This is a genomic window from Streptomyces sp. NPDC059909 (genome assembly GCF_042730885.1).
Lineage (GTDB): Bacteria > Actinomycetota > Actinomycetes > Streptomycetales > Streptomycetaceae > Streptomyces.
Genome location: NZ_JBHWKX010000016.1, coordinates 55,498 through 68,991, shown reverse-complemented (window position 1 = coordinate 68,991; position 13,494 = coordinate 55,498). Strand labels below are relative to the sequence as shown.

The 13,494-nt window shown below is 71.2% G+C and carries 13 protein-coding genes and 1 pseudogene; 3 read left to right on the top strand and 11 right to left on the bottom strand.

The genetic code is table 11. The annotated features are described in order from the left end of the window. Nucleotides 1-4 precede the first annotated feature (4 nt). From ACFV9O_RS14005 to ACFV9O_RS13955, 11 genes and pseudogenes are all read right to left on the bottom strand, one after another. Nucleotides 5-1,912, bottom strand: coding sequence for a hypothetical protein (locus tag ACFV9O_RS14005; RefSeq protein ID WP_385416760.1), 1,908 nt, complete (start codon nt 1,910-1,912; stop codon nt 5-7). Nucleotides 1,913-2,013: 101 nt separating this feature from the next. Beyond that, on the bottom strand, nt 2,014-2,832 hold the full coding sequence (locus tag ACFV9O_RS14000; RefSeq protein ID WP_385416758.1) for a polysaccharide deacetylase family protein: 819 nt from the start codon (nt 2,830-2,832) through the stop codon (nt 2,014-2,016). Next, entirely contained in the window at nt 2,829-4,214 is a 1,386-nt protein-coding gene (locus ACFV9O_RS13995) for a glycosyltransferase family 2 protein (protein WP_385416755.1), read from the bottom strand. Before ACFV9O_RS13995 ends, ACFV9O_RS14000 begins: the two co-directional genes overlap by 4 nt. Before the next feature lie 73 nt (nt 4,215-4,287). Then, nucleotides 4,288-5,364: a GNAT family N-acetyltransferase gene (locus ACFV9O_RS13990; RefSeq protein WP_385416752.1), complete on the bottom strand. Its 1,077-nt coding sequence runs from the start codon at nt 5,362-5,364 to the stop codon at nt 4,288-4,290. Between the two features lie 177 nt (nt 5,365-5,541). After that, entirely contained in the window at nt 5,542-6,234 is a 693-nt protein-coding gene (locus ACFV9O_RS13985; RefSeq protein WP_385416749.1) for an aspartate/glutamate racemase family protein, read from the bottom strand. Nucleotides 6,235-6,238: 4 nt separating this feature from the next. Further along, nucleotides 6,239-6,796 carry a DUF6882 domain-containing protein gene (locus tag ACFV9O_RS13980; RefSeq protein WP_385416747.1) on the bottom strand — a complete coding sequence of 186 codons (558 nt, stop codon included), beginning with the start codon at nt 6,794-6,796 and terminating at the stop codon, nt 6,239-6,241. Nucleotides 6,797-6,841: 45 nt separating this feature from the next. Beyond that, nucleotides 6,842-7,422, bottom strand: a pseudogene (locus tag ACFV9O_RS13975) (SMI1/KNR4 family protein). An 81-nt stretch (nt 7,423-7,503) separates the two neighbouring features. Continuing rightward, nucleotides 7,504-8,475, bottom strand: coding sequence for a hypothetical protein (locus ACFV9O_RS13970; RefSeq protein WP_385416744.1), 972 nt, complete (start codon nt 8,473-8,475; stop codon nt 7,504-7,506). Continuing rightward, nucleotides 8,472-8,888, bottom strand: a complete 417-nt coding sequence (locus tag ACFV9O_RS13965; RefSeq protein ID WP_385416740.1) for a peptidase inhibitor family I36 protein — start codon at nt 8,886-8,888, stop codon at nt 8,472-8,474. The genes ACFV9O_RS13970 and ACFV9O_RS13965 overlap by 4 nt, the downstream gene beginning before the upstream one ends. 26 nt (nt 8,889-8,914) lie before the next feature. Then, on the bottom strand, nt 8,915-9,337 hold the full coding sequence (locus ACFV9O_RS13960) for a peptidase inhibitor family I36 protein (protein WP_385416738.1): 423 nt from the start codon (nt 9,335-9,337) through the stop codon (nt 8,915-8,917). Between the two features lie 24 nt (nt 9,338-9,361). Then, entirely contained in the window at nt 9,362-9,763 is a 402-nt protein-coding gene (locus tag ACFV9O_RS13955) for a peptidase inhibitor family I36 protein (protein ID WP_385416735.1), read from the bottom strand. A gap of 334 nt (nt 9,764-10,097) precedes the next feature. Between ACFV9O_RS13955 and ACFV9O_RS13950 the strand changes: the two genes are divergently transcribed. Genes ACFV9O_RS13950 through ACFV9O_RS13940 form a run of 3 tightly spaced genes read left to right on the top strand, consistent with a single transcriptional unit; the run spans nt 10,098 to nt 13,461 of the window. Continuing rightward, the gene (locus ACFV9O_RS13950; protein ID WP_385416733.1) at nt 10,098-11,465 is read left to right on the top strand and encodes a peptidoglycan-binding protein; all 1,368 of its coding nucleotides are present in this window, start codon (nt 10,098-10,100) and stop codon (nt 11,463-11,465) included. Beyond that, a complete protein-coding gene (locus tag ACFV9O_RS13945; protein ID WP_385416731.1) occupies nt 11,462-12,193 on the top strand; it encodes an ABC transporter ATP-binding protein in 732 nt (243 codons plus the stop codon). Before ACFV9O_RS13950 ends, ACFV9O_RS13945 begins: the two co-directional genes overlap by 4 nt. Beyond that, nucleotides 12,190-13,461 carry an ABC transporter permease gene (locus ACFV9O_RS13940; RefSeq protein WP_385416729.1) on the top strand — a complete coding sequence of 424 codons (1,272 nt, stop codon included), beginning with the start codon at nt 12,190-12,192 and terminating at the stop codon, nt 13,459-13,461. The genes ACFV9O_RS13945 and ACFV9O_RS13940 overlap by 4 nt, the downstream gene beginning before the upstream one ends. The last annotated feature ends 33 nt before the right edge of the window (nt 13,462-13,494 follow it).

Below are 13,494 nucleotides of genomic sequence, written 5' to 3'. Positions count from 1 at the left end.
CACGTCACCGGGCGGATGCGGACGCAGGTACGTACTCGAGGACGAGCCCGTGCTCGCTCTCCTCCACCACGCGGAAGAGGGGGGACGCCTTCAGGCGGGCCGTGAGCGTGTCGAAGCCACCGGGGGGCAGATAGCCCTCGCCGGTGACCGCCTTCTCCTGGGTCGGGGTCAGGATCACGTACGCGATCCGGCCCTCGGGGATGCCGCGTGCCAGATAGCCCGCCGGGTCCTCGAGCATGCGCAGGTTCTCGGGCACGCCCTGCTCGGTGAAGAACCAGCGCTCGTAGTGGTCGTAGCGGTAGTACGCGCCCGGGAACGAGCCCGTCGTCGCGAGGACCAGCGCCCCGTCCGGGGCCCGGTCGTACGCCCGCTGCGTGAACGCGAGTTCCGCGGGCGGGGCGTAGTGCATGCCCTCCTTGCCGTAGTACGACGGCAGGAAGCCGGCCAGCAGGGCGGTGAGCGCGACGGGCAGGGCGACGACGGAGACCCGGCGCGCGGCCTTCAGGCCCCGCCCCGCGCCGCCGACCGCGGGGACGAGTGCGGCCGCCGCGAAGAACGCGGTCCCCGGCAGCCCGAAGAGGTAGACGCGGAAGAGCATTTCGCCGCCGTAGTCGTTGACGGCGAACATCGGGACTGGCGCGGCCACGGCCAGGAGCAGCGGCAGCGCGCTGCGGGTCAGCCGGCGCCGCAGCAGCACGGCCGAGCCGGCGAGCACGGCGAGCGCCACCACCATCAGGATGTTGGCGGTGCCGACGAGCTCGGGCCCGGGACCCGTCGGCTCGCCCGCGTACCCGGCACGGGAGTTGGAGAGCAGATCGCCCGCCGAGTCGCGCAGGGTGCCGAGCGTCTCCAGGAACAGCACCCGGCCCATCGTGAGGTCCCAGACCAGCATGATCAGTCCGGCGACGACGAGCAGCCCCCAGTTCCGGTAGCGGCGCGTGAGGCAGAGCGCGAAGAGCGTCGCGCACAGCATCACCGGTGTGAGCTGGTGCGAGGCGTTGATCGCGCCGATCAGCGGGGCGATGATCACGACCGCGACGGCTCGCTGCCGGGTGCCGGTGGGCGGTGGCACGGCGGCCGCGGCGGAGTCGAGCCTGCCGCGGTTGCGCAGCGGGCCCGCCGATCCGGGCCGGACGAAGTGCCGCACCACGACCGCGATCACGGTCAGGTAGAGCAGGTACGAGAAGCCCTGCGGGGAGAGATAGTCCTGGCCCACCCAGTTGGCGAGCTGGAAGATCCAGACGGCCGTCCACACGAGCCGCCAGTCGTCGCTGAAGGTGCGGTAGATCAGCACGAGCACCGGCAGGGTGAGCACGCCGAGCACGATGGGCGCCCAGTTGATGTACGAGGCGGCCCCCTCGACCCCGAAGGCCTTCACCAGGGCGGCGTTGAGGGAGAAGAAGCCCGGCCACTGGTCGTACGCGGACATGCCGCCGGACAGCTCGGCGCCCGGGTGGACCGCGCCCTCGGTGAGCAGCCGGGTGATCACCTCGTCGTGCTTGGAAGCCCAGGCGTAGCGCACGGAGTCGTACAGCACCGCGGGCGGTGCCTTGAGCGCGACGAGCATCGCGACGCAGTACGTGACCGGCCACCAGGGTGCGGTGCCGGCGCGCCTCAGGGCGACGAGGAAGCCGGCGGTGAGGAGGGCGAGCGCCAGATGGAAGGTGATCGGGAACCGGTCCAGCAGACCGTAGTCACCGATGTCGCGGAAGCCGATGCGGGGGACGGCGTGCAGCCACAGCCCCGCGGCCACGACCAGTGGCAGCCAGCTGAACAGGGTCTGCGGGCCGAACAGGTGGAGCCGTCTTCGGGCGGGCGGCGTGGGCGGCGCCCCGGTCGCGGTGTCGTCGTCCCGTTCGGCGGGGGGCAGCACGCTGCTCCCGGTGACCGGTGTGGGCACGCGTTGCTGCACGGTGCGACTCCCCCCACAGATGTGGTCGCGGCCGTCACGCCGCTGTCCCCTTCAGCGAAGTATAGGAACCTGGTTCGGTTTTGGGTGGCTCTCGCACATCTTCACCCGGCGAATTCCGGGCCCTTCACGGCCGCCCGCGCCCTCCGGTACAGCCGCCAGCCCATCGTCGGCAGCGAGTCCGGATACGGGGCGACACGCGCGCCCTCGCCGTCCATCCATGCCTCGACGTCGGCGACGGTGTGGCCGCGGCGCAGGATCAGCCGTGCGATGCGGTACGCCTCGTCCGTTTCCGAGCTGAGCGCGTGCCGCACGGCCACGGCGGACTCGTAGCCGGCGGCATGGGCGGCTCGGCGCACGGCCCGGCTGTTGTAGCCGTGCGGATAGGCCAGATGCCGCACCTCGTGGCCGAGGGTGTCCTCCAGGACCGCCTTGGAGTGGCGGAGCTCGTAGCGCAGCCGCCGTGCGCCGAGCGTGTCCAGCTGCGGATGCGTGACCGTGTGCCCGCCGACCTCCATGCCGTACTGCTCCAGCAGCGGTGCCTGCGCGAGCGTCATCATCGGCGCGGGTGGCAGCAGACTGCGCGGGCCGGGCGTGATGGCGCCGGTGGTGAGGTACGCGGTGGCGGGCAGCCCGCGTGATGCGAGTGCCTCGGCGGTGGGTCCCGGGAGATCGGCGAAGCCGTCGTCGAAGGTGAGCACGACGGGCCGGGGCGGCAGTTCGCCTCTCCCGGCGAGATGGTCGGCAAGCGCGCTGATCCTGACCGGGGTGCGGCCGCTCGCGACGATCGCGTCGAGCTGGGCGCCGAACTCCTTGGGGCCGACCGTGAATTCGGCGATCCAGTCGGGCGGGTCGTCCATGACGGCGTGGTAGAGGAGGACGGGGATGCACGGTGTCCGGCGGGTGGTTCGGCGTATGGTCATCGGCCCTCCCAGGGAAGCGGTGTGCCGCGTACCCGGCGCCGTGCCTTCACGTACCCGATCGGCCCGTACAGCATTCCCCGCCGCTCCAGGCGGGAGAGGCTGCGCGGCCAGGGGTGGCCGTGGGTGCCGTGCTCGCCGGGCACGCCGTCGCCGGCTTCACGGTGGGCGGTCATCGCCCGGGCGTGGGCGAGGCCGCGCGGGACCCGGGCGATGAGCGCCGGGAGCAGGGCGGGCCTGCGGGCGAGGAGCGCGGTGAGGTACGCGGTGAGCCCGGCGCCGTAGCCGTACGCCTGGTTCCGCAGGTCCTGCGGGGTCTCGCGGTGGTGGTGCCAGACGAGCGCGTCCGGGGTGTAGCGGAGCCGGTGCCCGGCGGCGAGGATCCGGACGAACGCGTACAGGTCGTCGCCCCCGCGGGCGGGCGTGCCGGTGCCGGTGGCGGGGTCGAAGCCGCCGACGGCCTTGAGCGCGCTCGTGCGGAACGCCATGTTGGCGCCGGAGCCGAAGCGGCCCGCGGTGAACGGGAACAGCGGCTCGTCGGCGGGCGGGCGCGCCGGATCGTAGGTGCGGGGCGCGAAGCCCTTGGCGAAGCCGCCGTGGCTCTCCAGCAGGATCTGCGCGGGCGTGGTGAGCCGCGCGGGGAGGATCAGGCCGGTGACGCAGCCGATGCGCGAGTCCTCGGCGAAGGCCGCGCTGAGCGCGGTGAGCCAGTGCGGATCGGCGATGACGTCGTCGTCGGTGAAGGCGATCACCGGGCCGCCGGCGGCTGCGATGCCCCGGTTGTGCGCGGCGGCGAGGCCGGGTACGGGTTCGCGCACGTAGCGGACCTGGTCGACGTACTTGTGCTCGACGAGGTCCCGGGTGGCGTCGGTGACGGGCGCGTTGTCGACGACGACGATCTCGAAGTCCGGGTGGTCCTGGGCGAGGAGGGAGTCGAGGGCGCGGGCGAGCTGCCCGGCGCGCTCACGCGTGGCGACGACGACGCTCGCGCGGGGCGGATCGCCGTACCACTCGGGCGCGGGCGCCCGCGTCCCGGCCAGCCGCTCCCGGGCGAGCGCGGCGAGCACATCGGCGGGGTCGGCGCCCTCGGGGACGGTGGCGGTGAAAGTGGCGACGGGCCGGCCGCGACGGCGCACGAGCACGAACGTGTCCCCGGCACCGAGCGGCGGCCCACCGGGCGCGGGCCGCAGCGCGAGCACATCATGGTCGGGCCGGCGGGCGGCCGTGCCCGCGACGGCGTCGGCGTCCGCGTCCGGGTCGGGCTCGCCGACGGCGTCGGCGCTCCGGGCTCCGCCTGTGCCGTGCGCGGCGGGCACGCCGGCCGGGCCGGCCTGCGTGGCCGTGGTGGCGTCGAGCGTGTCGAGGTCGAGTTCGGCGACCTGCATGCTGCGGAGTCCGTGCGGTCGGTGCGGGCTGTGCGGCATGTGCGTCCCCCCGATGCCGAGATGTGGATGCCGGTCAGCGGGCCCGCAGGCGGCCGACCTGGTTCAGCGTCTTCTGCGCGTAACCGGCGAGCCGTGGCCGGTTCCGTACGTAGCTGTGGGCGCGGCGGGCGGGCTCGCGGCTCAGCCAGTAGAGCGCCGCCCTGGCCCCGGGGCGCGTCGACGAGCCCTCGTGGACGCGGAGTTCGCCGGTCTTGAGAGATTCCTTGTACTCGGCGGCCCCCCGGCCGAGGTCGAGCATGCCGATGCCCTCGGCCGCGGCGGCCTCGGCCATCCGCAGATGCAGGACCAGCCCCGGCGAGTACTTGGCGAACTCGGTGTCGTACGACGGGAACCAGCAGCTCAGCACGGTGCGCGAGCGCAGCCCGAAGTGCGCGGCGACGGGCCGGTCCGCGGCGTACAGCACGGACAGCACTCCGGAGCAGCCGGGCGTCCGGGTCGCGTGGAGCCGCCGCACCAGCGTGCTGATCCACTCCTGCGCGAAGCGGTCGCGGCGGCCGGTCCTGCGGTACTGCGCGGACTTCCACTCCATGAGCGTCCGCAGCGCGGCCGGATCGCGCTCGTCGAAGACGAACCGCGTCTCCCCCGCCTGACGCCCGAGCTTGCGCTCCTTGGCGGTGGTCGTCCGGTGGAACTTGGGCGACTGGGCGCGCAGCCGCTCCTCGTACGCCGCGTACCCCTCACCGACGTCGATCACCGGAGAGGCGAACTCCTCGACGCCGTCCGGCACGAAGAGGGTCTGCCCCGCCTCCAGGTTGTCGAACTCCCACGCGGACAGCGCGCACGCGCGGAGCAGATCACGGGAGGCCAGCCGCAGCCCGGGACGCAGCACCGCGCCCTGGCAGTCGGACACGCCGAGCCCGATGGCCCGGCCGTGCCCGAACGGCCCTCTCTCGTAGGGGAAGAACCCGGCCGGCCCCCCGTCATCCGTGATGACCGCGACCCGCGCCCCGGGCCGTACACCCGCGACCGCCAGGGTGAACTCCGGCTCCATGAACGGATTGGCGGGGGACCCGGACTTGGCGCGCAGCTCGCGCCAGGACTCGATCTCCCCCTCGTCCAGCTCCCCGGGCTTCACGACACGAATGTGCACACCGCTCAACACGACCCCCCGGCCCCCGGTCTTCCCCCTTGAGCTTCCCCGGACAGGACGGTACCGGCCGAAATCCCCCTGGGATAGGGAGAGAAGGTCAAGCCGTGACCAAGCCGTGAAGCAATGTGAAGCTCTGTGAAAGGTGGGGCGAACGGGACGGAGTGCACGGGGTGCGGCTCACGCCCCCAGCGCCGCCCGCACGGCCGCCTCCGCATGCAGCCGGGTCGTCGCGAAGACCGGAACGGGACTGTCCTCGGGGCGGATCAGCAGCTCGATCTCGGTGCAGCCGAGGACGACCCCTTCGGCGCCACGGTCCACCAACTCGCCGATGACCCGCTGGTACGCGCGTCGCGACTCCTCCCGTACGACTCCGAGGCACAGCTCCTCGTAGATGACGCGGTGCACCTCGGCGCGGCCCGCCGCGTCCGGGGTGAGCACCTCGAGTCCGTGCCCGGCCAGCCGGTCCCGGTAGAAGTCCTGCTCCATGGTGAACGCCGTCCCGAGCAAACCCACCCGCTCGATCCCCGCACCCTTCACCGCCTCGGCGGTCGCGTCACCGAGGTGCAGCAGGGGAACGTCCACGGCGTCCGCGACCTGGCCGGCGACCTTGTGCATGGTGTTCGTACAGATGAGCAGCAGCTCCGCGCCGGCGGCCTCGAGCCCGCGGGCGGCCTCGGCGAGGATCTCCCCGGCCTTCTCCCACTCTCCCGCGACCTGCAGTTGTTCGATGTCGGCGAAGTCGACGGAGTGCAGGATGCAGCGGGCGGAGTGCAGCCCGCCGACCCGCTCGCGCACGAGCTCGTTGAGGAGGCGGTAGTACTCGGCGCTGGACTCCCAGCTCATGCCGCCGATCAGGCCTATGGTCTTCATGGCCTCACCCGATGTCCATCGTGAAGGTCGACGTGCTGCCGTCCTCGGCGGTCAACGTGACCGGCCCGAACGTGATGACCGGGATCGAGCTGCCACCCGACCCCCGGTAGAAGCCCGCGGCCTTGGTGATCCTGACGGCCAGAGCGGCGAGCGTCGCCGCCTGCTGCTCGTCGGCGTCGACCTTCGGCTCGGTGAGAGCGAGATGGCCGTGAGCCTCCGCCCAGTCGCGGACGGCGCGGGCGTCGCGGCTCATCTCGGGGAGGACGCTCTGGTTGGCCCATGCCCAGAGCCACGAGCCCGCCGCGGGGTTGTAACTGCCGAGGATCTGCGCCGGCGCGGTCGCGACCTTGTCGGGGAACGTCCAGGTGATGACACCGGTCCGCTGATCAAGCCCCCACCGGTCCGCCGAACCGAGCCCCCAGGACATGTGGGCGCGGGCCAGCTGCTCGATCATGTCCTCGCCCTGCAGGAGCAGGGTGGTCAGGTCTGCCTGATCGACCTGATCGACACTTGTCGCGGTGCTCTCCGGTTCCGGCTTGCGGGCTCGCTTGAACATTCCCATGCCGCGGAGTCTGCCAGGTCCCGCAGACGATCAAGGTCCAGTACCTCACACAACGTCGAACCACGGCTTGTTCGCGGCCCAGTGCCTGACCCACCCGGGGTCACCGGTGGTGGACCCGAACTCCGCTCCGAACGGCACAGCGCCCTCACCGCAGATGTTCCAGATGTGTCCTCGATGCGGTCCGGTCACGATGCGGTGCCAGTACATCCCGCAGCCATCGGTGCCGAGCACGACCGACCCGTGTCGAAGACCTGGTCGAGGACCGGCTCGATCTCCTCGAACGGCCGGGAGTCCTCCTCCCACAGCCACGCCTCGGTCAGCGGGAACGGCCGGCTCAGGTCACGCGCCGGACGGTCGTCTCCCCAGTCGTCCGGCAACTCGGCCAAGGCCACCAGGCCGTAATCGGGCGGCCCCGAACAGGACCCGTCGGTTATCTCCGCCACGAACGTCCGGTACGGCCCGGGCAGGACGACGCCGTGCTCGGCCTCGAAGGCGTGCACCGCCTCCCAGCCCAGCGCCGACTCCCCACCGTCGTCAACGCCGACGGCGGCGCGCAGCGCAGCAAGACCCTCAGGGGAAGCGTCGACCGGCCGGCGCGGACGAGCAGGTGAGGATGTCCCGTCCAACGAGAAGGAGAAACAACGCCTCGTGCCGGGCCGAGGCCGGTAAGCGGAACGGCCGGGGGTGGAGCTCTCACCCCCGGACCGTCAGCCCCTCTTCGTCAGAAGCTCGTTCGCCTTGGCGAGCGCCGACTTCCAGGTGTCACGGGCCGCGGACAGCGCCGTGACGTTCTTCTCGATGAGCTTGTTCTGGTGCTCGGCCTCCACCGCCGAGTGGACACCGACGTAGTCCACCCGTTGCTTGCACTTCACATCCGTGGAAGCGACGGTGATCTCCCGCGGCTTCGCCGTTCCCGCGGCGTCGCTGTCCTTGCTTCCCCCGCCCCCCTCGCCGGCCGTCCACGCCGGATCGCCGGCGGCCGCCAGCGGGTCCTTGTAGTGGTAGCCCGACTCCTTCATGCAAGCGGCCCAGCGCTGGTTGAGGCTGCTGACCCGGGGGTCGTTGGCCGCCTGCTGCGAGGCCTGGAGGTTCACCTTGTTCAAGGTGGAGTCGAGGGTGGCGGCATCACCCAGGCCCAGCTTCCGGCGCGTCTCACCGAGACATCCGCCCTGGGGGACGTTCTTGCCGTTCACCGACGCTGGGCCTTCGCCCTTGTAGAGCGTCATCGCGGCGGGCGAGACGTTCTCGTAGTGCGCGCGCTGCCTCACGGTCTCCTGCTCGGCCTGGCGGGCCGTCATCCCCTTGGGAAGCGGGGGATGGTAGCCGAAGACGGCCACCGACTCGGGGTCGGTCACCCCGTAGAGGCGGGCGTTGGAGTTCAGGTTCCGGGGGGTCGGCGGCAGTGGCGCCGGCCAGTCGAAGCCGTACTCCTTCATGCAGTCGCCCGCCAGGGTGGCGACGGCCTGGCTGAGCGCCTCCCGCTCCTGCGCGGTGACGGTGTACGAGTCCACGGGGAGGCTGATGGCGACGCCGCCCCAGGTCTTCGACGCCTGCAGCTTGTAGGGCTGCGCATCGGCGGCGGGAACCTGGGGCTTCTCGCTGGACGAGCACCCCACGGCCGTCCAGGTGAGAGCGGCGACGAGCAGCAGTCCGCCCGTTCTGGTGCGTGTGATCATCATCCGGGGCAGTAGGCGTTGTTCTCGAAGCAGTGGGAGGAGATCGCGTTGTCGTCGCCGAAGACCGCCATGTTCTCCAGGTCCAGGCCGGGGTCGGCATGCGTCCGAGCGCCCGTGTAGTTCTGGCCGGTGTAGACGTCGATCGCGTTGACGTAGTCGCGGTTCTTGACCGACGAGATCGTGTTGTCGATCAGCACCGAGGTGCCGTAGTAGGTGGAGCCGGGGTAGCTGGTCTTGCTGTAGAGCGTGTCGTAGATGCCGCCGCCGAAGTCGGCGTAGCGGTAGAGACAGATCTCGCCGCCGTTGCTGCTCTCGCAGGAGCCGTTGTAGCTGCCGGCGCTGGCGGTCCCGGTGGCGCCGACGACCAGCGCGCCCGCGGCGGCCAGGACCGCGGCGACCCTCTTGAAGTTCGTCATGGTGGATTCCTCCTCGGTCAGGCGGGTCAGGACGGGCAGTAGGCGTTGCTGCTGAAGCAGTGCGACGAGATCGCGTTGTCGGTGGCGCCGTCCCAGAAGACCGCCATGTCCCACAGGTCCAGGCCCGGGTCGGCGTGCACGCGCAGGCCGGTGTAGTTCTGGCCGGTCCAGACCTCGATGGAGTTGACGTAGTCGCGGTTCTTGACCGAGGAGACTGTGTTGTCGATCAGCACCGAGGTGCCGTAGTAGGTGGAGCCGGGGTAGCTGGTCTTGCTGTAGATCGTGTCGTAGATGCCGCCGCCGTAGTTCGCGTAGCGGTATAGGCATATCTCGCCGCCGGCGCTCTCGCAGGAGCCGTTGTAGCTGCCGGCGCTGGCGGTCCCGGTGGCGCCGACGACCAGCGCGCCCGCGGCGGCCAGGACCGCGGCGGCCTTCTTGAGGTTCTTCATGGTGGATTCCTTCGGTTGGATCGGTCAGATCGGGCAGTAGGCGTTGCTGCTGAAGCAGTGCGACGAGGCGATGTCATCGCCGTAGCGGAGCCACAGGCCGGCCGGGAGGTACTCCAGCGTTCCCGTGTAGTTCTTGCCGGCGTAGAACCCGACGTTGTTGACGGTGTCCATGTTCTTGGCCGACGACATGGTGTTGTCGATCAGCGTGGACGTGCCGTAGTAGGTCGAGCCGTCGTAGTTCGTCTTGCTGTAGAGCGTGTCGTACAGACCGCCGGCGAACTCGTAGTTGCGGTACAGGCAGATCTCGCCGCCGTTGCTGCTCTCACAGGAGCTGTTGTAGCTGCCGGCGTTGGCGGTCCCGGCGGCGCCGGCGACCAGCGCGCCCGCGGCGGCCAGGACGGCGGCAGCCTTCTTGAAGTTCTTCACGGTGGATTCCCTGGCTAAAACAGGCAGTAGGTGTTGCTGCTGAAGCAGTGCGACGAGGCGAGGGCGATGCTTCACACCTTTGGCATGAACTTGATCCTCTTAACGTCGGCGGTCGAGTAGACCAGTCGACAAACACATCTCTCAAGGGTGACTTTAAGCCAAAGTGGCGGGAAATAAACGACGTTGACGATCTTCGGAACGTGATGTTTCACTGATGGGTACTCATGCCGCTGATCGGCGGCTCATCCACGGTCAACGGCGGGGAGACGGTGTGTCGGACGAAGGTCGGCGAGGCGGTATCGCACGTCGGCGCAGGGCAGTGACCATCCTGGCCGTGGGCGCGTTCGCGCTCTCCGGTGCCGGCCTGTGGGGTGCCTCCCTCGTGCAGTCGCCGGCGCAGGCCGCGGCGGAAGCCGCGCCTCCCGTGCCCGATGTCCTGACCGCGCCCGTCGAACGCCGGATCGTCTCCGACACCGTGGTGACCCGGGGAACTGTCTCCGCCTCGCAGACCGTCGACATCGCCCCCGCGGCCTCCGCGGCCGAGGGCGGCAAGCCGGTCGTCACCAAGCTTCTGGTTCAGGCCGGCAAGACCTTCAAGGCGGGCCAGGTCCTCATGGAGATATCCGGCCGGCCCGTGTTCGTGCTGACCGGCACACTGCCTGTGTACCGGGACCTCAAGCCCGGTGCCCACGGGGAAGACGTTCGGCAGTTGCAGAAGGCCCTGGCCGGCCTCGGGCACAGCACGGGCGGCGACAGGAAGGGCGTGTACGGCCCCGGGACGAAGGCCGCGGTGGCCGCCTTCTACGCCTCCGTCGGCTACGACCCCGTACTCGTCGGTGGCGAGAGCGGCCCGGGCGGCGAGGGAGGCGATCCGGTCGAGGCGGCCCGCGACCAGGTGAAGGCCGCCGAACGCGCGCTCGCCAGGCTGACGTCGGGCAAGGCGGAGGGGGAGGCATCGGGCGACGATCTGAAGTACGCCCGCGAGGACCTCGCCGAGGCGCGGAAGAAACTGACCGACGCGGAAGCCGTGTCGGGCCCCATGGTCCCCGCGTCCGAGGTGGCCTACCTGTCCGGCTTCCCGGCCCGGGTCGACGTGGTCAACGCCAAGGTCGGCGGCGACGTCGGCGAGAAGCCCATGACCGTCTCGGCGGGCCGGCTCGTGGTGAAGGGCTCTCTCGCCGCCCACGAGAAAGGCCTGGTGAGGGCCGGGCAGAAGGTACGAATCCTCTCCGAGACCACCGGTCAGGAGGCCACCGGCGTCGTCGCCTCGGTCTCCGAGGAGCCCGCGGCAGCCGCCCCCGAAGGCGGACCCGCCGGCGACGCGGTGCAGGGGCAGGGGTACACCCTCGAGGTGCGCCCCGACAAGGACCTGCCGGCGACCCTCGCGGGCCAGGACGTACGGCTCACCGTCGAAGCGGCGACCTCGGTCGGCAAGGTGCTCGTGGTCCCCGTCTCCGCGGTCTCGGCCGGCGCCGACTCCCGGACCACCGTGACCGTCCTCCAGAACGATGGCGCGCGCCGCCGCGTCGAGGTCCGCCCGGGCACCTCGGGCGACGGATACGTACAGGTCACGCCCGTGGGCGGGACGCTCTCCGAGCAGGAGCGCGTGATCGTCGGCGTGGGTGCGGGGGCCGGTGCGGGAGCCGGTGACGGCGGCCTCGGGGCCGGCGGCGCTCCGGAGGTCCCGGGAGCCCAGAGGTGACCGATACCTCGAAGGGCGCCGCCGCGGACGCGGATCCCACCGCCGCCGACGTCCCCGTCATCGACTTCAGGGGCGTGACCCTCACCTACCCCGGAACGCCTCCGGTCGAGGCGCTGCGCCCTTTCGACCTCACGATCCACCGCGGTGACTACCTGACGGTCGTCGGGCCGTCCGGCTCGGGCAAGTCGACGTTCCTCAACATCGCCGGACTCCTCGACCGGCCGAGCGGGGGAACCTACCGGCTCGACGGTATCGACACCGCCGGGCTCAGGGAGAGCGAGCGCACCGGACTGCGCGGCAGTCGCATCGGCTTCGTCTTCCAGAGCTTCCATCTACTGCCCCACCGCTCCTCGCTGGAGAACGTCATGCTGGCCATGACGTACAACGGCATACCGCGAGCCGAGCGTGTCACCCGGGCGCGCGAGGCACTCCACCGAGTCGGTCTCGGCCACCGCGTCGACTCCGTCCCCACCCGGATGTCCGGCGGTGAGCGGCAACGCGTCGCCATCGCACGGGCGTTGGTGAGCCGACCGTCGCTGCTGCTGTGCGACGAGCCGACCGGAAACCTCGACACGACCACCGCGCAGCAGATTCTCGGACTGCTCGATGAACTCCACGCGGACGGCATCACCCTGATCGTCATCACCCACGATCCCGAGGTGGCCGCCCGGGGCAGGCGCACCCTGACCATCCGGGACGGCCTGTTGCACGAACGGATACCGGCATGAGGCGCCCCGCCCGCTCCGCGCTCCCGGGGCTCCGTCGGAAGCGCGCCACCGCGGTCCGTACTTCGCGGCTCTCCCCGCGCGACCTGCTGGCCGAGGCGACGGCCGGGATGCTTCAGCGCCCCGGCCGCTCGGCCCTGACCGCGCTCGGCACCGTCCTGGGCGTGGGTACCTTCGTCGCCGTGCTGGGCCTGACCTCCACCACCTCCCAGCAGATCGACGAGCGTTTCAACGCACTGACCGCGACCGAGGTGACAGTCGAGGACACCGGCGGTGAGCAGCCGGAGTACGTGCAGAACGCTTTCCCGGCCGACGCGGACGCCCGCATCGAGCGGCTGAACGGGGTGCGCGACGCGGGTGTCTACTGGTCGGTGCGGCTGCCGGAGGGGCGGGGGGTACGGTCCGCGCCCGTCGGCGAGGCCGGCGAGGAGACCCAGAGCCAGATCGTCGCGGCCTCACCCGGCGTCCTGGCCGCCGCGGGCCCGCACCTCCAACAGGGCAGGATCTTCGACGCGTACCACGACCGGGAGGCGCAGCAGGTCGCCGTGATCGGTTCCGGCATGGCGGCCCGGCTCGGCATCACCACCCTGGAGACGGCCCCCGCGATCTTCATCGGCGGAGACGCCTTCACGGTGATCGGCATCGTCGAGGAGGTCGACCGGAAGTCGGACGTGCTGCTCTCCGTCGTGGTCCCGCGCACCACCGCCGAGCGTGTCTGGGGCGGGCCCAGGAGCGGCAACCGCGCCAAGATGCTGATCTCCACGGAGCTCGGCGCCGCCCAGCAGGTCGCCGGCGAGACGGCCCTCGCACTCGATCCCGCACACCCCGACTACTTCCAGGCCGTTCCGCCACCCGACCCCAGGGGTCTCAGGACGGCGGTCACGTCGGACCTCGACCAGCTCTTTCTGCTCCTTGCGGCCATCTGTCTGCTGATCGGCGCGGTGGGCATCGCCAACACCACTCTGGTGGCCGTGCTCGAACGCACCGGAGAGATCGGCCTGCGCCGCGCACTGGGCGCCCGCGGTCGCCACATCACCCTCCAGTTCTTGGCCGAGTCGGGAGCGCTGGGCACCCTCGGCGGACTGGTCGGCACCAGCCTCGGCACCTTCGCCGTCATCGGCACCGCGATGGCGCGCGAATGGACCCCGGTCATTCATCCCGCCACTGTCGTGGCGGCCCCCGCCATCGGCCTGCTGACCGGGGTTGTCGCCGGGCTCTATCCGGCCTGGCGGGCCAGCCGTATCCAGCCGGTGGAAGCGCTGCGGCGCTAGGTCGGAGCCGGAGCGCCGGTGGACAGAGCTGGA